We start from the raw sequence: 21,126 nt of genomic DNA on the forward strand, positions 1-21,126 counted from the left end.
GGTGAGTTCCTCTATCGGTGGATATTTAAATTATTCATCAGGGTAGATCTTGTCTTTGTATTCACAAAGATCTTCGATAATGCAGCTGCCACAGCGCGGTTTACGCGCAATGCAGGTATAACGTCCGTGCAAAATAAGCCAATGATGGACATCGACTTTAAATTCTTTTGGTACAACCTTCAGTAGCTTTTGTTCAACTTCATCGACGTTTTTGCCCACCGCAAATTTAGTGCGATTACTGACGCGAAAGATGTGTGTATCAACGGCGATGGTCGGCCAACCAAAGGCGGTATTGAGCACCACGTTGGCGGTTTTTCTCCCAACCCCAGGGAGCGCTTCCAATGCTTCGCGGTTTTCGGGCACTTCACCACCGTGCAGGTTGATTAAACGCTGGCAGGTTTTGATTACGTTTTCCGCTTTGGAATTAAACAAACCAATGGTTTTGATATAGGACTTGATACCTTCAACCCCTAAATCCAGCATGGCTTGCGGTGTATTGGCCACCGGATAAAGTTTGGCCGTGGCTTTATTGACACTAACATCCGTGGCTTGCGCTGAAAGCAGCACCGCGATTAGAAGCTCAAAAGGTGTATTCCAGTGCAGCTCGGTCTGTGGGTGGGGATTCTCATCTCGAAGCCGAGTGAGGATCGCCAAGCGTTTCTCTTTATTCATGGGCTGACATGCTCTGTGTTTTGCTGCGGTCTGTATTTTGCACGGTCTGTATTATGCTATGGATTAGTCCGTTACGCGTGCGCGTGCGATGACCTTAGTTGGATCGCTTGATTGTTGTTTTTTATTGCGCTGATCAAGGACGTTTTTGCCTGCTATTAAAAAGCCAACGGCGATAAACGCACCCGGTGGCAGCATTGCAAGCAGTAAACTGCTGTCAAAATGAATGACTTGAATGGTGAGCGCGCTGGCCCAATCGCCCAGCAAACGGTCTGCGCCGTCAAATAGCGTGCCATTGCCAAGCAGTTCGCGGATCGCGCCAAGGACAGAAAGAACAGATGTCATGCCAAGCCCCATCCATAGGCCATCAAGGGCGGAAGGAAGGGCATCATTTTTTGAGGCAAAGGCTTCCGCACGACCGATGATGATACAGTTGGTCACAATCAGAGGAATAAAGATCCCAAGTGATTGATACAAACCAAATGCGTAGGCATTCATCAGCAGTTGTACGCAGGTCACCAAGGCGGCAATGATCATCACAAATACAGGAATGCGAATTTCATTGGGTACCCAGCGACGAATCAAAGAGATGGTGACATTGGAACTGACCAAAACCAAGGTGGTTGCCAGTCCTAAGCCCAAGGCGTTAATCACTGTGGCAGAAACGGCTAGAAGCGGACAGAGCCCCAATAACTGAACCAGTGCTGGGTTGTTGTGCCACATCCCGTTTTTCATCAGGGTGAGATTACTCATGTGCGTCTCCTTGATGACAGTTGTTTGGCCAAGTGGCGATTTCAGCTTGATGCTTTTGATAATAAATCACTGCGCGTTTTACTGCGCCAACCACAGCGCGTGGGGTAATGGTGGCGCCAGTAAACTGGTCAAATTGACCGCCATCTTTGCGCACAGCCCAGCGGCTGTCAGCCTCGCCAACCACGGTCATGCCATCAAAAGAGAGAACCCAGTTGGAGACTTTTAGATCAATTTTATCGCCAAGCCCAGGGGTTTCGTTGTGGCCTAAAATACGCACGCCGGTAATTTTGGCGGCGTTATCTAAGGCGACCACAATATGAATATCACCGTTGTAGCCATCGGGGGCGACGACTTCAAGTGCCGCGCCATTGGCTTGACCTGCTTTTAAGGCGCGATAAACAGGCATGGGTTGCTTACCTAAGCTCGAATCAGAGGCGAGGGTACAGCTTTGGTACAAATTATTGTCATGACTGCTGGCAGGTACAATTTGACTGAGCACCTTGAGCAGTTGCTTTTCTTGCTGAACAGAAATTGCATCTTTGGTCAGCAGATAGGTGAGACTCACCACGGCGGTCGATGCTAGGGCAAATAGCCCCAATAGCAGACCATTTTTACTCATTGCGCGAATCATTGTGATGCTCCGTGGCCGTAGGTGCGTGGTTTGGTATAGGTGTCAATCAGGGGCACCGTGAGGTTTGCCAGCAGTACGGCAAAGGCGACGCCATCTGGAAAACCGCCAAAACTGCGAATTAAATAAACCAGCAGGCCAATTAACGCGCCATAGATGAGGCGACCTTTATTGGTGGTTGAGGCTGACACTGGATCGGTCGCAATAAAGAAGGCACCGAGCATGGTGGCACCTGAGAGCAGGTGAACCCATAAACCGGCTTGATGGGCTGGCGCAATGAGATCGCCCATGAGTGCGCATAGTGCCAGTGTGCTCAACATAGCGACAGGAATGTGCCAAGCGATTGCACGTCGCCAAATCATGATCAAACCGCCCAATAAAAAGCCAAGATTGACCCATTGCCAACCACGACCCGCTAGACCAGAAAACACATGGCTTTGCATCAAGGTGTAGCGATCAGCGCCGGTGGTAAACCCAGTTTTAAGGGTATCAAGAGGCGTTGCCATGGTGCTGCCATCAACGGCCAAGCGTAGCTGATTGGCACTAAAACCGTCATGGGTAAAACCGGAGAAAATCGTTGAAAGCACATCTGCAAAAGAGAGTGGCTCAAGCATAATCGATTTCGCTGGCAGCCAAGTGGTCATTTGCACCGGAAAAGAGATCAGCAGTACGACATAGGCCACCATGGCTGGGTTGAGCAAATTTTGTCCCAAGCCACCATAGAGCTGTTTGGCAATCACAATGGCAAAAAAGCTACCAATTACCACGATCCACCAAGGAGCCAATGGTGGCACAGCAATACCAATCAATAGACCTGTGAGTAGGGCGCTATTGTCTTTGAGCGTGCGTAGCATGGGTCGGCGGCGAAGCGCAATACAGAAAGCTTCAAAAAACAAACAACTGGCAATGGCTAAACCAATTTGGATGAGGTTGCCATAACCAAAACCATAGACTTGCGCAGCAATGCCGGGAAGGGCACAAAGCACCACGGTGAGCATCAGTGTGCTGGTGCGCATTTTGCTGCGAGCATGGGGAGAACTTGCGCGATAGAACATTAGGCATCATCCTCCAAAGAATTTGATGATTGAGCTTTTTGTTGAGCGGCTTTACGCGCTTTGGCGCGCGCAATGGCTGCTGCGACCGCTGCTTTTTTCGCATCGGCTGGATGGTCAGCGCTTTCTGCATTTACGGATGCTGCATGGCTTGGGGGGCTTTCGTCTAGACCCTCTGCTTCAACTGGCTTATCTGCTTCAGCGTGCGTTTCCGTTGATGTTAACTGCGCATCAGCTGTTGAGGCTTGCTGCGCCGCTTTACGTGCTTTGGCGCGCGCCACGGCAGCGGCGACCGCTGCTTTTTTTGCATCAGCTGGGTGGTCAGCACTTTCTGCATTTACAGATGCTGCATGGCTTGGGGGGCTTTGGTTTAGACCCTCAGCTTCCGCTGGTTTATCCGTTTCAGTGTGTGTTTCTGTTGATGTTAATTGCGCCTCAACTGTTGATGCTTGCTGCGCCGCTTTACGTGCTTTCGCGCGCGCTACGGCCGCGGCCACTGCGGATTTTTTACTATCAGCAGCATTTACATCATTGGATTTGGTATCAGTCTCTAGCGCGGGCTGTTGGCTTTGTGCGGCTTTGCGGGCTTTGGCGCGGGCGACAGCGGCAGCCACAGCTGCTTGTTTTGCATCGGTTTCATGATTTGAGCTAACTTTTTGTTCTTGTTCTTGTTCTTGTTCTTGTTCTTGTTGCGCTTTTTTCGCCTTGGCGCGCGCAATCGCTGCTGCGACGGCAGCATTTTTAGCCGCTGGTTTATCTGTGATGTCTGTGGGCTCACTTGATTGTGGGCTTTCAGTCACAGTCATTGCTGCTTTTTGCGCTTTGCGTGCGCGGGCTTCCGCTTTACGCGCTTCACGTTTTGCGGCCATATCATTGGCTGCATTTTGCGTGCTTGCATCTTGTTCGGATGGCGCTTCAGATAACTGCGCTTGTTTGGCTTTAGCGCGTGCAATGGCTGCGGCAACAGCGGGTTTTACATCAGAGCTTGGCGTCAGTTTTACGGTTTTAGCACGTGCAATTGCAGCTGCGATGGCGGCGCTATCTTGGCTGGACTGCTGGCGTGTTTGCGCCGCTTGACCAAAGCGCTCAGCGCGCGCTGCCTTTTCACGTTCTACACGTGCTTTTTTCGCTTCAAAACGCTGTTTCGCGCGATCTGATTTATCGGCATCAACTTTACGCTGTTTGATTTCGGCTTTGGCTTGGCGATAGTACTGGACCAGTGGAATTTCACTGGGGCAGACATAGGCGCAAGCGCCGCATTCGATACAGTCGTTGAGGTTGTAGCTTTCGCACTTATCGTAATCTTGCGATTTACTGTACCAATAAAGCTGTTGTGGCAGCAGAGACTGCGGGCATGCATCAGCACAACTTGAGCAGCGAATACAGCTGAGCTCAGCATTGTGCTCTGGCAGCTCTTTTCTCTTCGGCGCCAAAATACAGTTGCTGGTTTTACTGATGGGGGCCATCACATCATTGAGGGTAAAACCCATCATCGGGCCACCTAAAATGAGGCGGGCTTGTTTCTTCTCTGGACGATAGAAAAAGCGTTGTAGCAGGTGTTCGACTGGGGTGCCAATACGCGCCCACACGTTCCCCGGCTTGCCCATGCTATTGCCGGTAAGCGTGACTACGCGCTCAATAAGGGGCTCGCCATCAATAATGGCGCGTTTAATCGCAAACGCTGTACCGACGTTTTGTACCAAGACACCGATATCAGCTGGAATACCGCCGCTTGGCACCTCTTTATTGGTGAGGATCTTAATCAGCTGTTTTTCACCACCTGATGGGTATTTCGTCGGGATCACGCGAATCATGATCCCTTCATATTGGCCTAAGGCGTGGTGCAGTGCATGAATGGCCTCAGGTTTGTTGTCTTCAATGGCGATGACGCACAGGCTGGGTTTCAAAATCCACTGTAAAATGCGCACTCCCTCAATGACCTCTTGCGCATAATCTTGCATTAAGCGGTCATCAGCGGTGATATAGGGTTCACACTCAGCGGCATTGATGATCAATAGGTCCGTTTGTGCAATGGCACTTTGCAATTTGCGAGCAGTTGGAAATCCAGCGCCGCCTAAGCCGGCAATACCCGCTTGGCGAATATGCTCAATGAGAGCGGTAGGCTCTTGTGATTTGTAATCGGTCAGCGCATGTTTTTCACCCCAGCGATCGCAGTTATCAGGGGTGATCACCACGCAGAGATCTTTTAGGCCCGATGGGTGCGCAATGACGCGCGGCTCAATGGCACTGACCACTCCGGATGTTGATGCGTGTACTGGGACAATCATTGAGAGGTCGGCGCGGGTGAGCGGCTGACCTTTTTGCACTGTGTCGCCCACTTGGACCAGCAATTCGCCTTGCTGACCAATGTGTTGTTTGACCGGAATGATCACCTCAAATGGGATGGAAGCCGGTTCAATTGGCGTTTGATTAGACTGGTGCTTATTTTCTGGCGGATGAATACCGCCCGGGAAATCCCACATAGCACCAAGTTTGAGTTGTTCGATCAGGGCCAGCATTATGACTCCTTTGCTGACGCCGAGGCATCAATTTGGTGAACGGGAATTTGATTGAGTTGCCACTTCCATGTCTCTGGCGTGTCAGTGAGTGGAATCATTTCAATACAATCAGTTGGACAAGGATCAACACAGAGATCGCAGCCAGTACACTCTTTGGCAATTACCGTGTGTACTGCTTTGGTCGAGCCGACGATGGCATCGACAGGGCAGGCTTGAATACATTTGGTACAGCCAATGCACATATCTTCATGAATAAAGGCGACGCGTGGAATGCTGTTGGCTGCCTCTTGACCTTCGGCTGGCACATCCACACCCATTAAATCAGCGAGCTTTTCAATGGTCGCTTGGCCGCCTGGCGGGCATTTATTGATCACATCGCCATTGGCGATGGCTTCGGCATAGGGACGACAGCCCGGATAGCCGCATTGACCACATTGCGTTTGCGGCAAAATAGCATCGATTTGATCGACGATTGGATCGGCATCGACACGAAAATAGATCGATGCAAAACCGAGTAGCAGGCCAAATACTAAGGCCAGCGCTGCGATAACAAGGATCGCGATCATCACACCACTCACAGCTTCACCAATCCAGTAAAGCCCATAAAGGCGAGAGACATCAAACCTGCGGTGATCATCGCAATGGCTGCGCCGCGAAATGGAACAGGGACATCCGCTGCATTAATGCGTTCGCGCATGGCGGCAAAGAGGATCAGCACCAAAGAGAAACCCACGGCAGCGCCAAAGCCATAAACAATGGATTGGATAAAATTATGGTTTTCATTGATGTTGAGCAAGGCCACACCGAGTACGGCACAGTTGGTGGTGATCAAGGGTAAAAAGATACCCAACAAGCGGTATAGCGTTGGGCTGGTGCGGTGTACCACCATTTCGGTAAATTGCACAACCACAGCAATGACCAAAATAAAGGCCATGGTGCGAAGATATTGAAGCCCAAGCGGTGCAAGAATGTAAGTTTCGACGAGATACGCGCAAACAGAGGCGAGTGTCAGGACAAATGTTGTCGCTAGACCCATGCCAATTGCGGTTTCTAATTTTTTCGACACGCCCATAAAGGGACAAAGGCCAAGGAACTTTACAAGTACAAAGTTATTGACCAGAACAGTGCCCACGAGAAGTAATAGGTATTCGGTCATACCAGACTGATTTCGTTATTGTGATAGCACTATTATCGGCGCTTGCGGCCCAAGACACAACCACCCATCTTTTGTGGAGATGGGTGGTTGTGTTTTTTTGAATGATTGTTGCGCAATTTGCGACTTAGTTGGCCATTGCGTAGCCAGGTAATTCCGCTGGATGAGAGAGAATAAAGCCCTGCATACCGTCGATACGCAGTTCTTCTAATGCCTCTTTTTGTTCAATCTCTTCAACGTTTTCGGCGATTACTTTCACTGATTGACGTTGCGCTGTATCAATAAGTGTACGCGCATAGTGGGTTGCCGCTGAATCATCTGGAATTTGACTGGTAATACTGGTACTGATTTTTACAAAATCAAATTTCAATGTGTGGATGAGTCTAAAGGAGTGCAGGCCACTACCAAAATCACTGACACAGATATGTGCCCCATAGGCACGCATCAATGTGAGTAACTCCTCACTCATTTCAATATTGCTGCTGATAAGTTTTTCAGGCATCTCAAAGACCACCTGTGATAGCGCTTGTTTGTGTGACTTGGCCACACCATCAAACCATTCGATAAACTCTTTGGTCAGGGCTTTATCTGAGGTGATGTTAATCCCTTTAAGGCGATCCGCTTCGATACCAGTCATACGGCAAAGCGCGCTTTCGACCAGATATTGCTCAAGTTGACGATCAAGCTCGTAGTGTTTGGCATGCTCAAAGAGTTCAATGTTATCTACTTCGTTATTGTTGGCATCGTTTAGACGCAGCAACATCTCTTCGTAAGGCATAAAGTTTGCCGAGAATGGACGAATACTTTGCTCAACAAAACGCGCTTTATCAAATTCAATGGTTTGCTCAATCAATTGTTGCCAGCTGTCCTTGGCTGGTAGCTCTGGCTCTGGGGCTTTGGCCGCAGGTGCAGGTTGTGCTGGCGCTGTTTCTTGCGCAGCTTCTGGCAGTTCAAGGACTGTAAGGTGCCATTGTTGGGTGCGAGAGCGCGCGGCTTTATCCTGCGCAATATCAACTTGGCTTAAAATCTCATCGTGGCTTTGTTTACCTGCGAGTACCACACCAAGACTGGCTGGGGTGGCTAATTGGTGATGGTGGCGAAGGAGCTCAGTTTCACTTTCAAAGCGAATGGCTAAGCTGCGAATCTTCTTCTCATCAGCAAGCTTGTGAATGATGTAATAGTCAGTATCGCTGAGGCGGAAATGGTGCAATGCTTCTTCAAATGTGCTGCGAATCGCCTGATAGAGCTCATCAAGGTATTTATCGACTTTGGCTTTGCCATCGCGATCATAGGCTTCAGGTACACCTGCAACATGAATGGCGTAAACCGAGAAAGCATCGTAATCGTTATTACGGCAAATGCTTTCAAGCTCCATATTAAAGCGATATTGCACCGCCATGGTCGCTTTATCTGTTTTATCGGCGGCACTTTCAGATTTCTCAGCTTTGGCTTTTTCTGATTTACTTGCTTTGCTTTTCTCTTTTTTCGTAGCAGCTTTTGGTGCAGGCGCTTGATATGTATCCTCATCGTCATCATCACTGAGAAGTGAATCAGCGATAGCTTTCGCTTTAATGCCGGAAAGGGTGATCCCTTCGGCATCACGGCGGGCTTTTTCTTCAGCCTCAAGACGTGCTTTTTCTTCAGCTTCAAGGCGGGCTTTTTCTTCAGCCTCAAGACGTGCTTGTTCTTCTGCTGCTTTTAGGCGAGCCTTCTCTTCAGCCTCTAATCGTGCTTTTTCTTCAGCTTCTAAACGCGCTTGCTCTTCTGCCGCTTTTTTCTCTGCTGCGATGCGCTCTTTTTCAAGACGCTCTTGCTCTTTTGCTGCGAGTTTAGCGGCTTTTTCTTCCTCTTTTAGCCGTGCTTTTTCAGCTTTTTCCGCTTCTTTACGTGCTTTTTCTTCCGCAATGGCTTGCTCTTTGGCTTCACGAGCAAGGCGTTTTTCTTCCTCTGCTTGCTCTTTAGCTGCCTGTGCTTTTTCTTTTTCCATTTGCGCGAGCAGAGCAAAGTCATCAGCTGCATGGTCTACGTCATCATTATCTGCATAGTGTTGTGCAGAAGCTGCTTGATGGCGCGGTTTCTCTTTATGATGTAGTTCACGGCCGTCGCGCATGGCAACGAGTTGATCAATAATATCCAGTGAGAGTGGTAGACGAGAGGCGTCGCCACCGTTTAGAAAACGTTCAAAATACTCTTCTTGTTTATTTCGGTCGTAGTAACGCTTGGCGGTCCACAAACCGACGAAAATGGTCGACATCACACCGAGTAACACCAGTGCCATGACTACGGCATAGCTTGAGATCTCCATGGCGAGAATATTATCAAGCGAGAAGTTGCCGAGAATATCGCCAAGACCTGCATTTGTCGCCGCTGCGGTCGCATTGGCTGCTTGTTCTGGATGATTGATTGCTGCTGTTGGGTCTTGATAAGTGACGCGACTAGAAAGGCTGATTAAGGCACAAACTGGGGCAATCAGAAGAAGCCAGCAACTAACGAGAATACGTAGGCTGGTTTGCCAAATGCGTTCTTGCATGAATGAATTTCCTTCGCGAAAAAGATTGAGCACAGTATAAACTTGCCAATTCAAGGCGTTATATTTGATAGAGCCAAACAAGATATGAGTCAAAAATGAATTTCTAGTTTGTGTACTATTTCGAAAAAACTGAGATCTAAGTTGCTTGTGATGGAAAAAGCAGCATGCAATCTGTTGAATGTAAAACCAATCACCATGCTGTTTATCTTGATATGAGCGCTGATCTGCTGGCTGGATTTTGATCTGAAGATTATTTAGACAAGCAATCTCTGCCGGTGTGCGCAATCGTTGACAAAATTAGACAGAGTTCGTAGTATGCGATGCGTTAGTTCTTTGAACTTTCATCGGCTTGTAGCGCAGCCTGGTAGCGCACTGTCATGGGGTGTCAGGGGTCGCTGGTTCAAATCCAGTCAAGCCGACCATCTTACAAAAGCCCAGCCAATTGGCTGGGCTTTTTAGTCTCTGCAATTTAGTTTTCCTGTTTTCTGGCCTAGCGTTTGATTCAATTCGGGCACAAAAAAAAAGCAGCGATTGCGCTGCTTTTTGTTTACCTGCGAATTAAGAATCGCTGGGTTGGCGATAAAAACGTTTCAGCTCAGCCATCACTTGTGATAACACCGAGAGTGGCGCTTTATCATTGATTGGCTGGTACTCGGCATCAAATAGGTTGTGATTGCCAAACTTATCGACCACTGTAGTGCGATGCGGCTCAATGACCACCACATCTCGACTATCCCCAGCAATCAGCCAGCGACGCGCGTTGTCACTATCTAGTAGGTTGAGCCCGCTGCTATACACTTTCGCCGGTGTGGCGATATGTAATAGCTCTTCCATTAAAGTTGGCACGATGTCCAAGTGTGATGTCGGACGTTCTACAACTAAGGGTGCATGGCCGGGAAGGTGCATAACCAGTGGTACTTGAATCTGGTAACGACTGTAGTTGCTGTTTGCGCCCCAGCTATTGGTTCCCGTCTCATTAAACTCAAGACCATGGTCTGAGGTGATAATCACTAAGGTGTTTTCAAGCTGGTTAGAGGCACGCAGTTGCGCCAATACTTGCGCAATATAACCGTCTGCGCGGTATGCCGCTGCGCGATAATGATTGAGCAAGGTTGCTTCTGGATGGTTTTGCACCTTCGCTTGCGCAGCATCAGTTTGGCTAAATGGTGTATTGGCCGCTGGCTTGTTTTCATAATCAAGCACAGAGGTTAGCTCTAAATAACTAAACCAAGGTGAACTTTGTGTCTTTTCCCACGCTATCCAAGCTTGTGTGGCTTTTGCATCATCATAGGCGGTTGCCGTTTGCGCGAGCACTTCTGGGCGATTAAAGATCGCTTGATAGTAAAGTGGCTCAGCAAATTGATTGCCGCTAAAAAGTCCAAAGTGGTATTGGCGCTTGGTCAGGGTATCGACAAGTAGCGGTTTGGCACCATCTTGGCGCACGCTATCAACATAGTTGCCTGGCAGGCCATAGAACAAACCAAAGAGGCCGACCATGGTGTCATTGCTGGCACTGTGGTGCTTGGTGAAATTGAGATTTTGTGCGGCAAAAGCGGTGGTATTTGGCATGGTTTCATGGTTGAGCATATCACTGCGCAGACCATTGACCATGATGATCAATAAATTTTGCTCGCTGCCTTGATCGCGAAATGTGACCGCTTCCAAGGGGTAGTTGATCAAATGGTTTTCAAGCTCGCCTTGTTCCGCTCGTTTTTTAGCGTAGCTGGCGCGATCCAGTAAACCATGGCGCTCCATAAATGATTTGGCCGTCATTGGATAGGAGAGCGGGAAATTTGATTTTTGCACGGTAATTGGGCGGTACAAATTGGCGTCCGCCCAAATATGAATCAGGTGGCTGCTGATAAAGCAAAGGCCAAAGACCATTGCTAGCGTGCCGCCAATATTTTTACGCGCTAATTTGCGTTGCTTACGCCAGGTCCATTCTGCCAACGCGAGCTCAAGCAAAAAGAAAATAGGCATCACAGTGAACAGATATTGCCATGTGGCATTGCTGTCACTTTTCTCGCCGCTGAGTAGTAATTCCCAAACCAGCGGACTTAAATGAAGTTGATGCTGTTCGTAGGCTTGCGTATCAAGAAGCAGTAAGGTCATTCCCACCGTACTAAATAGCACGGCAAATAGACGCAATGCCCGCTGCGATGGCAGGAGAAAGGTCAGTGGGAAAAGAACCAGTAAATAAAGCGCAAAGACTAAAAAGCTAAAATGGCCGATCCAGCTTAGCCCAAGGTAAAACTGTCCCAATAGGGTCGCTGGCCACTCGGATTCGGTGATATAGCGGGTCCCCAGCAACATCGCTGCGATAATATTGAAAAAGGCAAACCAATGCCCCCAACCAATCAGTTGCGATACTTTCTCGCGATATGTATGTCCGTTTACCATAGGTAGCTTGTCTTTAGTCACTGTTCGGCCGAAAAATACGCAGGATTAGTGAGTTGGTTTCTCATCAATGGAGCGCATTAATGCTTGCGCGAATTTTTCTGCAATGGCTTTACGTTGGCTCAATGGTACATTGCAATTGATCAAATTCGTAGCGATATTGCCCAAACACATCAAAGATAATTCAGTTGAAGCTTCATTTTTTTCAAGGGCTTGGACAAGGTCACTTAGGATTTGTTCAACTTTTTCATCGCTGAACTTAGAAGTAATTGGCATAGTTGTAATGGTTCACTAATCAACAAAGCGGCTTATAATACCTTACACTTTAGCCCGATAGGTAATTTTTTCCGCCATGAGTCTTGAGCTTTCTAACCTGATCCTTCATCAAATCACTAAAAATAGTGATGAAACATTTTCTGTGGTTCGTCGTAACAACCCTCTTAACCTTGATGATTCAAGCCAGCACTTTGTGGCTGAACTGCATCGCGTTTATAGCGCCAAGGCTGGGAAAGGGTTTGCTGGATTTAAAACGGAGAGCGCCTGCCAGCAGTGGTTGGGACAGTTACTGAAAAATGAACTGCCATTTTACGATTTTTCGGTGCAATGCGCTGAGCGCCTGTATCAAGAGCTCAGTAAATATCCTTTTGCACAAGCGGGTATTTTGGTTTTAGCGCAATATCGTTCTTTGGCGACGGATTATCTCTTTATTGGTCTTTTAAACCGCTGTGATAGTTTGAAGGTCACTGACGATTTGGATATCCATAACAGCGATTATTTAGATGTGGCAAAAATGGATATTGCCGCACGCATCGATCTTTCTAGCTGGCAAACAGAGCCAGAATCCAACCGTTATCTGACCTTTATTAAAGGTCGAGTGGGTCGCAAAGTGGGTGATTTCTTCCTTGATTTTCTTGAGGCGGAAAACGGCATGGATACCAAAGTGCAAAACCAAGTGTTACTGCAAGCGGTGGAAGATTTTTGTACCGATGCACGCATTGAGTCCAATGAGCGACAAGATGTGCGCAAACAAGTGTATGAATACTGCAATGGCCAACTCAAAGCAGGCGAAGAGGTGGATCTCAAAGAGCTATCAGATAGCCTGCCAGATTCTCCTGAAGGCAGTGATTTTGCACAGTTTACCGCTGCGCAAGGTTATGAGTTGGAAGAGAGTTTTCCAGCCGATCGCTCAACCATTCGCAAATTAACTAAATTTGTCGGTGCTGGCGGTGGTATCTCTATTAACTTTGATAGCATGCTGCTTGGCGATCGTATCTTTTATGATCCAAAAACCGACACCCTAACCATTCAAGGGACACCACCAAATTTGCGCGATCAGCTTCAGCGCCGCCAAAATTTGGATGACTAGGTCGTTTGAATGATGCGACCTTGTCGCACAGAAAATGCCACCGCTTAGGTGGCATTTTTGTCTTCGCCATTTTGTATCTGCCTTGGTTTTCAACTAACTTCGAAAAGAGAAATCACAGGAGTTAGGGACGACTATGGCTGCACACGAACAACCTTCATCGGACACTTTGACCATCAGCAGTCATCGTAAGCGTTCTTGGCGACAAAGGCTGACCTTGCTATTGGCCCTAGTTGCGCTCTGTGCTGCGCTAGCTATCACCGCACTATATCTTTATCGCGCCAAGCAGTATCAGGGCATGATTGATCTGTTATCGCCCATGCAAAGCCAAAGTGATGCGCTCTATTTTAGTTTGTCGCGCACCGTGGTTCGCGGTGATTTGGCCCTTGCCAATCTGGCAACATCAACTTTGGCATTTCGCCAGCAAGCGCTCGCCCTGACTCAGCTGGGACTTTCGAATGAGCAGCGATTACCCGGGCTACAAAGCGCAGCGGTATCTGCCAATTTACTGGTCGATCAGGCCGACAATCTTTATGCTAATTTTGTCGCGCATCACAATATGGCTGTGTTATTGCAACGTGCTATGCAGCAACCTATATCCGCACGCTTGATGGATGAATATCTGCATTTTGCATCCTTGCTGTTATTTGCACAGATAGATGGCGATCATCGCGATATCCTTCAATATTTTTCTCAGCTTGAGCAGCGAAGTGCACTTTGGTCAGCAGAAGAGCGCCAACAGATTCAAGCCTTAGTACAGCAAATTTCCCCTTTGGTTGCGCGCAAAAAAGTCTATCAAGCCATGACCAATGCGCTGTTTGAAAATCATTTTATGGGCGAGCTCAGAGCATTAATTTTGTCGGCTTACGATCGTCGTAATCAAGCGGTGATGCGAGCAAGTCTTGCCGGATTAATTGCGATATTTGCACTTTGGGGGGCGATGGCTTTGCGCCGTTCATCTGCATCTCGTCATACCGCTTCATCGCAGGGCTGCGCCGCGCCAGTCATAAGACAAGGTGATGATGCGCCTCAATCAGTCAATGACGCGGAGCCAACAGCAAAACCAACTAAGGCGGATTCAAATCGCCATGGAGCTAGCGTTTGCACAGCACAAACACCTAAACATTCATCGCCAATATCGTCGCAAACATCGCCGCATGAATCGCCGAATCATTTACCTTCCTCGCAAGCTGATATGCAGCAAACTGCGGCCTCAAAATCTGACCTGGCACAAGCGGATGCAGCGTCAGCGTATAGGTCGCAAACGCAGGCTCCCTTTGGTTTGCAGTATATGATGAGCTGTTTTGATGATGATATAGCGTCGGTGAATATGTTATTGCGTATTTTTGCGACAGATCATCGTGAAGATATGACAAAAATTGAGCAGCTTTTAGCCAAGCAGCAGTGGGAAGAGGCGCAGCGCTGTGCCCATAGCCTAAAAGGCGTTGCTGGAAGCTTGGCTGCGGAATCTTTGAAAGCGGCTGCAGCGCAGGTCGAACAAAGTTTACGACAGCAAGAGCCACCCAGTGCCATTTTACTTGATGCGCTGAGTGCGGCACTGCAAGATACCATTCAGGCGGTTGATCAGCACCTTGCCATGCAACCTGAGGTGTCAGCTGAATGAGTCGCCGTTCCATTCCTATTACGCAGTCATTAAGTGTTCGTGGGTTAGTACTGCTATTGGCATTGCTGGCCACCATGACGCTAGCGATTATGCTGGTGCTCAATACCACAGGTCGTGATTTGGCAATACAAGGTGCGGCCAAGCAGGCTGAGGCCAACGCCCGTGTGGTCTCAAAAGAGTTGGGGCAGCTGACCGAGAATATTGAAGGTATTGCCATTGGTATCGCCGAGCTTGCAGCAAATGCGGTGGGGGATGAGAGCTTGATGGTTTATGTGCCAGCCATGCTCAATCATCCTCAGCAGCAACAATTAATTGCGGGCGGCGGGATTTGGCCTGAGCCTCATGTGGTCAATCGAAATCGAAGTCGAGCTAGTTTATTTTGGGCACGCGATCGCAGTGGCCGACTGCAATTTAATGCAGCTTATAACCGAATGGATACGCCTGCCTATCATCATGCGGCTTGGTATGTGCCGGGTCGCTGGTTGTCGCAGGGGGAGGCGCATTGGTCGCAGTCCTATGTGGATCCGGTCACCCAAGAGCCCATGGTTACTTGCACCATGCCCTATTATGTGGATGGTCAGTTTGCAGGGGTGGTGACCATTGATGTGATGCTCAAAGGGCTTGAGCGTTATCTTGCGAATAAAGGGAAAACTATTGGTGGCTATTTTATATTGCTTGATCGCGCAGGCCATTTTGTGTCCTATCCCAAAGAGAGCGGTGAATTTACGCAGTTAGCATCACTCACCCAAACTCAAGCCCAATCAACGGCAGCACCTTTATCTAAAACATCGCTCACGGGAACGCCAGCGCAGTCAGTGGCGATTGCGCCAGTGGCGGTGGCTGAGCTTGCTAAAATTTCGCCTGATTATGCGCCTTTGGCACTTAAAGTGATGGAAGCGATTGAGCGCGCGCAGCTTTTAGTGAAAGAGGACAAGCGGCTCAACGCTGTGGCGATGCAGCTGGTGGCGCAATCGCGTGATTTAGATTTAGCTTCTGCGTTAATCACAGTGGCAACCATGCCGATGACGGCACAATCAATCTCTGGTTTGCATGACTTTGATTTGTGGCTTGAGCGAGATCCCATCTGGCAGGGGAGTAGTTATCTTGCTGGCTTGGTGATCCAAGGCACTGATTGGATTTTACTCTTTTCCATGCCCAAATCAGAAATGTTGGCGCAAGCCTTTGTGTTGGAGTCGCAACTATTGTGGGTTTTGTTGCCAGTCGCGTTATTTATTTTGTTTTTAAGCTATGCCGGTATTCACTATCAGTTGGTATCACCGCTGATTAAGCTGCGGCGAGAGTTAAATCAAAATAAACATACTGGGGAGTTTCAGCCGCTGACTATTTACCATCAAGATGAACTTGGGGTACTGGTCTCTGAATTTAATCATCGCAGTCGTTCGCTGCAAAAAGCGCAAAAACAAGCGCAGGCCGCCGCAGAGGCGAAGCAATTATTTATGGCCAATATGAGCCATGAAATACGCACGCCGATGAATGGCATTATTGGCGCGGCCAATTTATTAAAAGATGGACGCTTAAGCGAGGAAGACAAAAAACTGGTTCATGTGATTGATCGCAGCGCGAATACCCTGCTGCTGCTGATCAATGACATTCTTGATTTTAGTAAGCTCGAATCCAACCATATTGTGCTGGAAAATAATTCGCTCGATTTTGAAGATTTATGCCAACATATTTTTTCTTTGGTGACTCCCGTGCCATTGCTGGAAGGGGAAGCGCCGGCGGTCGATTATCAATTTATCTATCAGACAGGGACGCCTAAACGTATCTTTGGCGATGCGCTGCGCCTACAGCAAGTGATCACCAACTTACTGGGTAATGCGGTGAAATTTACCAGTTCAGGTAAGGTGGTGCTGACGATTTCAGCGCAGTTACAGGATGATGAATACGCCAATTTCACCATCCAAGTTGCTGATAGTGGTATTGGCATTGCACAACATCAAATCGATGCCATTTTCGATAAATTCTCACAAGCCGATGCCAGCACCAGCCGTAAATATGGCGGTACGGGTTTAGGGTTGGCGATCACCAAGCAATTGGTGGCATTGATGCGTGGTGATATTTCGGTATTTAGCCAGTATGGCGTGGGATCTTGTTTTACCGTGACGTTACCGTTGAAGCTCGATTTGGCTTATGCGCAGCGCCAAGGCCCTGCAATCAACAAAGTCGCAAGTCCATTTCAGCGGCGTCATTGTCTATTGGTGGAAGATAGCCAAGTGAATTTGATGCTGGCGCGAAAGTTACTGGAAAAAATGGGCTTTGAAGTTAGCGTAGCGCTTGATGGTCAAGCCGCTTGTGACAGCGCGCAGCTACAACGCTTTGATATTATCTATATGGATATGCAGATGCCGGTGATGGATGGTTTAACAGCGACCCATCAGATTCGCCAGCAACAAGGGCCAAATCAGTACACGCCGATTGTCGCCATGACCGCCAATGTGATGGCCAGTGATGTTGAGCGTTGTTTACAAGCGGGAATGCAAGGGCATATTAGTAAGCCCGTTATTGAACAAGAAGTGTTCGATGTGACGCAAGAATTGCTCAACCCGATGCATAGCAGTGTTTAAAAATTTGATCTGTGTCATAGGAATTGGCTGAGAAGTAACGATAATGAGCCGCCTATGTGTGTTGTAAATACAGATTCCGCTCGATTGCGACGAGAGCGGAAGACCATAGACACTATGGTTCGCTTCTATTGTCATTCGTTGCACCGGAGTGGTTCATTGTGCCCTGATTGTGAAAGCCACTTGGCTTATGCAATGGCGCGTTTGGACCAATGTCGATTAGGTGATCAAAAACCAACATGTGGCCGCTGTGCGGTGAGTTGCTATCAAGCTGCAAATCGATTGGCAATTCAACATATCATTCGCTGGGCAATGCCCCGCTTGGCTTGGCGCTACCCATGGCTCTATCTCAGCGCAAAATGGGATGAATTTAGCTCTAGCCAATCCAAATATTGCGGAAAAGGTCATGCCACCGGCATGGACAAAGTCTCCTATAAGCAGGGCTCTGTCACTAGATAAAAACACGAGATAATAAAAAAAGAAGGCGCTTGCCTTCTTTTTTATGGTTGTTTTTTACGGTGTTGCATGATTACCAATCAATGCCTTGCCGTGCTTTTAATCCGGCTTCAAACCCATGTTTGACATTTTTCACCTCAGAGACGGTATCTGCTATCTCCAGTAGTCGGCGATGACAGGCGCGACCTGTGATCACCACGGATTGATGTGCTGGGCGTTGGCTTAGCGCTTGGCACAGTTCCTCAAGGTCGATATAGCCAAAATTGACCATATAGGTCATCTCATCAAGTAGCACTACATCAATGCTTTCATCGGTGAGCAGCTGTTTACAATTCTGCCAAACGACTTGCGCAGCTTGGGTATCACTGTCTTTATTTTGCGTTTCCCAAGTAAAACCCGTGGCCATGACATAAAAAGGCACACCATGTTGGCTAAGTAAATTGCGTTCACCGCAGGCCCAGTTTCCTTTAATAAACTGAGCGACCGCGCAGCGTTGGCCATGACCCGTAGCGCGGGTGATCACGCCAAATCCCGCGGTGCTTTTGCCTTTACCATTACCAGTGATCACCAAAATTTGGCCGCGCTCAATGTTGGCCTGATCGATACGCGCGTCAACTTGCGCTTTGATTTTTTGTTGTCGCTGCTGATAGCGATCTTCCTTGCTGTGCTCAGTCATTTCGTTCCTTTTGCGCTGTATGTTTTGATTATTATTATCCGATGAATAGGGCGGTGAGTAGCAGATAGCAGCTGACTTCGCAGACTTGCTGTACGGCGCCTAAACAGTCACCAGTATAACCGCCGAGTTGACACATTAAAAACCAGCCACTGATTTGGCGAATCAATAGTGCCCCGCATGCGATGGCTAAGGCTGCGATATAAGGCAGTAGTAATAGTGCCAATGCAGCGGTGACGATCACGATGAGTAACTCGCGCATGCTTTGCTGCTGAGCGAGTGGTTTGACTTTGCTGGCTTGATCGAGCTGCACATAGGGGTAGCTAAAAATCAATGAAGCGGAAACTGCGCGGCTGACACAATGAATCGAAACAAGACTCAATAAGGTGAGGTTCAATTGGTGCTGTGCAAGCGTACTGAGTGCTAAATATTTTAACCCGAGAGCCAAGCTTAAACCCAGTAAACCATAGGTTCCGAGCCGAGAGTCTTTCATGATGTTGAGCTTTTGTTCCACTTGCCAGCCACCGCCGAGCCCATCACAAAGATCAGCCAAGCCATCTTCATGAAATGCGCCAGTGAGCAAGATACCAAAAGCGATACTGAGCAATACAGCGATAGAGAGCGGAAAAACGAGCTGTGCCAGATAGAGAATCAAAGCGCATAAGGTGCCGACCAATAAGCCGACCAAGGCAAAATAGCGATTGGCTTGATTGAGTAATGTCTTTGAAAAGGGCACGGTTGTTGAAATGGGAATACGGGTAAAAAAACCGATGGCAATCAGCAGTAGTATCCACTGACGACGACATCCACTAAGTTGGTCAGGCACAATGATCTCTCCTGGTCGATTGTGCCTGCAGTGTACGATGCTTTACTGAGGATGTCAGCTCACTGGCGTCGGCTGATTCTTACTGACCTCAAGCCACACAACGCCATCAAAGGTAAATGGATAGGCGCCGCCTTTTTGCGGGATCAGCATATATTTTTCGATATGAAAATCGGTAATGGCATAGCCCTGATTGTGTAGTTCTTGGCGCACACTTTGAAATGCCGCACTGTGGCGGATCGCCGGTTTGAGATAAGCCCGAAGCGCAAGGGCGGTGGCGCTATTTCGCTTTTTCTTGACGGCGTTATATTGCAGCGCATGGTGCTGGGAAAAATAGTGATGGAGCTGTGTTTGCAGGTTGGGGTCCTGAAATTTTGCCAATCGGCCAAAGCCAACATGCGCCAATTGCTGATGCGCAGGAAATAGATTCAAGGCTTGGGTCAGGGTTTGTGGTTGTGCATCATGTCGAAAGCGCACCAGTGTTTGTTGCTTATCGATGGGATCAATGATCCACCCAGCATAGCTCGATGCACTTGACGATAATGCCATGATAAATAAAAGAATATTTTTCATTTTTAGCCTCCATTCAATGATGCAGCTGTTATACAGTAATGACTCATTAATGGTCAAATATTGATTTAATTCATATGCTTATCTTCATTTTTAGTGCGCTAGGTGTTGGGCGCCGAATACTGCATTGAATCTTGGCTTAATCTCAATGAAATCCATGATTGGTTGCTGTATTCTTGGTTTTTTGTGTTGTATCGAGTTGTATTTATGAACATTCAATCTGATCGCTTGATTGAGCATTTTCTTTCTTTGATTCAAATCGACAGTGAGTCTGGGAATGAAAAAGTGATGGCTGAACAGTTGCAAGCGCAACTTTCTGCGCTTGGCTTTGAAGTCACGCCGCAAGCCGTGGATCCTGCGCTATCCAATGGTTTTAATCTCTATGCAAAATTACCGGGTACCTTGCCAGGGCACACGGTGATGAGTTGCCATATGGATACCGTCACGCCGGGGAATGGCATCGAGCCAGAAATCGTTGATGGCATGATTCGCTCTAAGGGCAATACCATTTTGGGTGGTGATGATAAATCAGGCATTGCTGCCATTATGGAAGCGGTGCGCAGTCTGCAAGAGCAAGGCATTGCACACCACACCATTGAGTTGGCGTTTACCGTCTATGAAGAGGGCGGTTTGTGTGGTTCAAAATGCTTTGATGTGAGCATGATTGAAGCCAAGCAAGGTGTGGTTTTGGACTCAGGCGGTCCGATTGGCACCATTATTACGCAAGCGCCGGGGCAGCAAAATATTGAGCTTGAGATGATTGGCCGCCCTGCGCATGCCGGTCTTGCACCTGAAGATGGGATTAACGCGTTAACCGTGGTAGCCGATGCTATTAGCCAGATGAAATTATCACGCATTGACCATGAAACCACCGCCAATATTGGTGTCGTGCAAGGCGGTCAAGCGACCAATATTGTGATGCCAAGTTTGACCCTGAAAGCTGAAGCCCGCTCTTTGGATGATGCCAAGCTAGAAGCGCAAGTAGCGCATATGGTGCAAACCTTTGAGCAAGCCGCGGCCAAGCATGGCGCAACGGCCAATATCAAAGTTAGCCCTGCCTATGGCGCATATCGTATTAGCGACGACGATCCTTTGGTGCAATTGGTGAGCCAAGCATTTGGCGCAGTAAATTTGCCAGCTAAAACCAGTACGACAGGTGGCGGTAGTGATGCCAACATCTTTAACCAAAAAGGGATTAAGATGGTGAACCTATCCACTGGGATGTCAAAAGTGCATACCTGTGAAGAGTTTATTGCGGTGCAAGATATGATTGATATTACCCGCGCACTTACCGCTTATATGGCAGCGCCAGGCCTCTAAGGTCAAGCGAGTTC

18 protein-coding genes and 1 tRNA gene are annotated in these 21,126 nt (G+C 48.2%); 6 read left to right on the forward strand and 13 right to left on the reverse strand.

Annotated elements, in window-relative coordinates; genetic code table 11:
• Nucleotides 1-30: 30 nt before the first annotated feature.
• From nth to L9P36_RS04500, 8 genes are all read right to left on the reverse strand, one after another.
• Entirely contained in the window at nucleotides 31-672 is a 642-nt protein-coding gene (nth, locus tag L9P36_RS04465; RefSeq protein WP_237465274.1) for an endonuclease III, read from the reverse strand.
• Nucleotides 673-735: 63 nt separating this feature from the next.
• Nucleotides 736-1,422 (reverse strand): electron transport complex subunit E, encoded by a 687-nt coding sequence (locus L9P36_RS04470; RefSeq protein WP_237465275.1) that lies wholly within the window; start codon nucleotides 1,420-1,422, stop codon nucleotides 736-738.
• Nucleotides 1,415-2,053, reverse strand: coding sequence for an electron transport complex subunit RsxG (gene rsxG / locus L9P36_RS04475; RefSeq protein ID WP_237465276.1), 639 nt, complete (start codon nucleotides 2,051-2,053; stop codon nucleotides 1,415-1,417). The genes L9P36_RS04470 and rsxG overlap by 8 nt, the downstream gene beginning before the upstream one ends.
• Complete coding sequence (gene rsxD, locus L9P36_RS04480; RefSeq protein ID WP_237465277.1) at nucleotides 2,050-3,105, reverse strand: electron transport complex subunit RsxD; 1,056 nt, start codon at nucleotides 3,103-3,105, stop codon at nucleotides 2,050-2,052. The genes rsxG and rsxD overlap by 4 nt, the downstream gene beginning before the upstream one ends.
• Nucleotides 3,105-5,621, reverse strand: a complete 2,517-nt coding sequence (gene rsxC / locus L9P36_RS04485) for an electron transport complex subunit RsxC (RefSeq protein ID WP_237465278.1) — start codon at nucleotides 5,619-5,621, stop codon at nucleotides 3,105-3,107. The genes rsxD and rsxC overlap by 1 nt, the downstream gene beginning before the upstream one ends.
• Complete coding sequence (gene rsxB / locus L9P36_RS04490; RefSeq protein WP_237465279.1) at nucleotides 5,621-6,199, reverse strand: electron transport complex subunit RsxB; 579 nt, start codon at nucleotides 6,197-6,199, stop codon at nucleotides 5,621-5,623. The genes rsxC and rsxB overlap by 1 nt, the downstream gene beginning before the upstream one ends.
• Nucleotides 6,196-6,777 (reverse strand): electron transport complex subunit RsxA, encoded by a 582-nt coding sequence (gene rsxA / locus L9P36_RS04495; RefSeq protein WP_237465280.1) that lies wholly within the window; start codon nucleotides 6,775-6,777, stop codon nucleotides 6,196-6,198. Before rsxA ends, rsxB begins: the two co-directional genes overlap by 4 nt.
• 124 nt (nucleotides 6,778-6,901) lie before the next feature.
• Nucleotides 6,902-9,304 carry an EAL domain-containing protein gene (locus L9P36_RS04500; protein WP_237465281.1) on the reverse strand — a complete coding sequence of 801 codons (2,403 nt, stop codon included), beginning with the start codon at nucleotides 9,302-9,304 and terminating at the stop codon, nucleotides 6,902-6,904.
• Between the two features lie 345 nt (nucleotides 9,305-9,649).
• Here L9P36_RS04500 and L9P36_RS04505 point away from each other — a divergent pair.
• Nucleotides 9,650-9,726 (forward strand) — tRNA-Pro (locus tag L9P36_RS04505).
• A 136-nt stretch (nucleotides 9,727-9,862) separates the two neighbouring features.
• Here L9P36_RS04505 and L9P36_RS04510 read toward each other — a convergent pair.
• A complete protein-coding gene (locus L9P36_RS04510; protein WP_237465283.1) occupies nucleotides 9,863-11,704 on the reverse strand; it encodes a DUF3413 domain-containing protein in 1,842 nt (613 codons plus the stop codon).
• A 45-nt stretch (nucleotides 11,705-11,749) separates the two neighbouring features.
• Nucleotides 11,750-11,977, reverse strand: coding sequence for a YejL family protein (locus L9P36_RS04515; RefSeq protein ID WP_237465285.1), 228 nt, complete (start codon nucleotides 11,975-11,977; stop codon nucleotides 11,750-11,752).
• Between the two features lie 76 nt (nucleotides 11,978-12,053).
• On the opposite strand from L9P36_RS04515, the gene yejK reads away from it, so the two are divergent.
• The 4 genes from yejK to L9P36_RS04535 all read left to right on the forward strand — a co-directional run bounded on the left by yejK (nucleotide 12,054) and on the right by L9P36_RS04535 (nucleotide 17,729).
• Entirely contained in the window at nucleotides 12,054-13,067 is a 1,014-nt protein-coding gene (yejK, locus tag L9P36_RS04520) for a nucleoid-associated protein YejK (RefSeq protein ID WP_237465287.1), read from the forward strand.
• A gap of 133 nt (nucleotides 13,068-13,200) precedes the next feature.
• Complete coding sequence (locus tag L9P36_RS04525) at nucleotides 13,201-14,688, forward strand: Hpt domain-containing protein (protein WP_237465289.1); 1,488 nt, start codon at nucleotides 13,201-13,203, stop codon at nucleotides 14,686-14,688.
• Nucleotides 14,685-17,273 carry an ATP-binding protein gene (locus L9P36_RS04530; protein WP_237465290.1) on the forward strand — a complete coding sequence of 863 codons (2,589 nt, stop codon included), beginning with the start codon at nucleotides 14,685-14,687 and terminating at the stop codon, nucleotides 17,271-17,273. The genes L9P36_RS04525 and L9P36_RS04530 overlap by 4 nt, the downstream gene beginning before the upstream one ends.
• A gap of 54 nt (nucleotides 17,274-17,327) precedes the next feature.
• A complete protein-coding gene (locus L9P36_RS04535) occupies nucleotides 17,328-17,729 on the forward strand; it encodes a nitrous oxide-stimulated promoter family protein (RefSeq protein WP_290368669.1) in 402 nt (133 codons plus the stop codon).
• A gap of 70 nt (nucleotides 17,730-17,799) precedes the next feature.
• Here the strand turns inward: L9P36_RS04535 and cobO are convergent, their stop codons facing one another.
• The 3 genes from cobO to L9P36_RS04550 are packed head-to-tail and all read right to left on the reverse strand — an operon-like array spanning nucleotide 17,800 to nucleotide 19,795.
• Nucleotides 17,800-18,402 carry a cob(I)yrinic acid a,c-diamide adenosyltransferase gene (gene cobO / locus L9P36_RS04540; protein WP_237465295.1) on the reverse strand — a complete coding sequence of 201 codons (603 nt, stop codon included), beginning with the start codon at nucleotides 18,400-18,402 and terminating at the stop codon, nucleotides 17,800-17,802.
• A 34-nt stretch (nucleotides 18,403-18,436) separates the two neighbouring features.
• The gene (locus tag L9P36_RS04545) at nucleotides 18,437-19,225 is read right to left on the reverse strand and encodes an adenosylcobinamide-GDP ribazoletransferase (RefSeq protein ID WP_237465297.1); all 789 of its coding nucleotides are present in this window, start codon (nucleotides 19,223-19,225) and stop codon (nucleotides 18,437-18,439) included.
• Nucleotides 19,226-19,279: 54 nt separating this feature from the next.
• Entirely contained in the window at nucleotides 19,280-19,795 is a 516-nt protein-coding gene (locus L9P36_RS04550; protein WP_237465299.1) for a hypothetical protein, read from the reverse strand.
• Nucleotides 19,796-19,999: 204 nt separating this feature from the next.
• Between L9P36_RS04550 and L9P36_RS04555 the strand changes: the two genes are divergently transcribed.
• Complete coding sequence (locus L9P36_RS04555; RefSeq protein WP_237465300.1) at nucleotides 20,000-21,112, forward strand: M20/M25/M40 family metallo-hydrolase; 1,113 nt, start codon at nucleotides 20,000-20,002, stop codon at nucleotides 21,110-21,112.
• The last annotated feature ends 14 nt before the right edge of the window (nucleotides 21,113-21,126 follow it).

Origin of the sequence: Vibrio stylophorae, assembly GCF_921293875.1 — a bacterium.
Lineage (GTDB): Bacteria > Pseudomonadota > Gammaproteobacteria > Enterobacterales > Vibrionaceae > Vibrio_A > Vibrio_A stylophorae.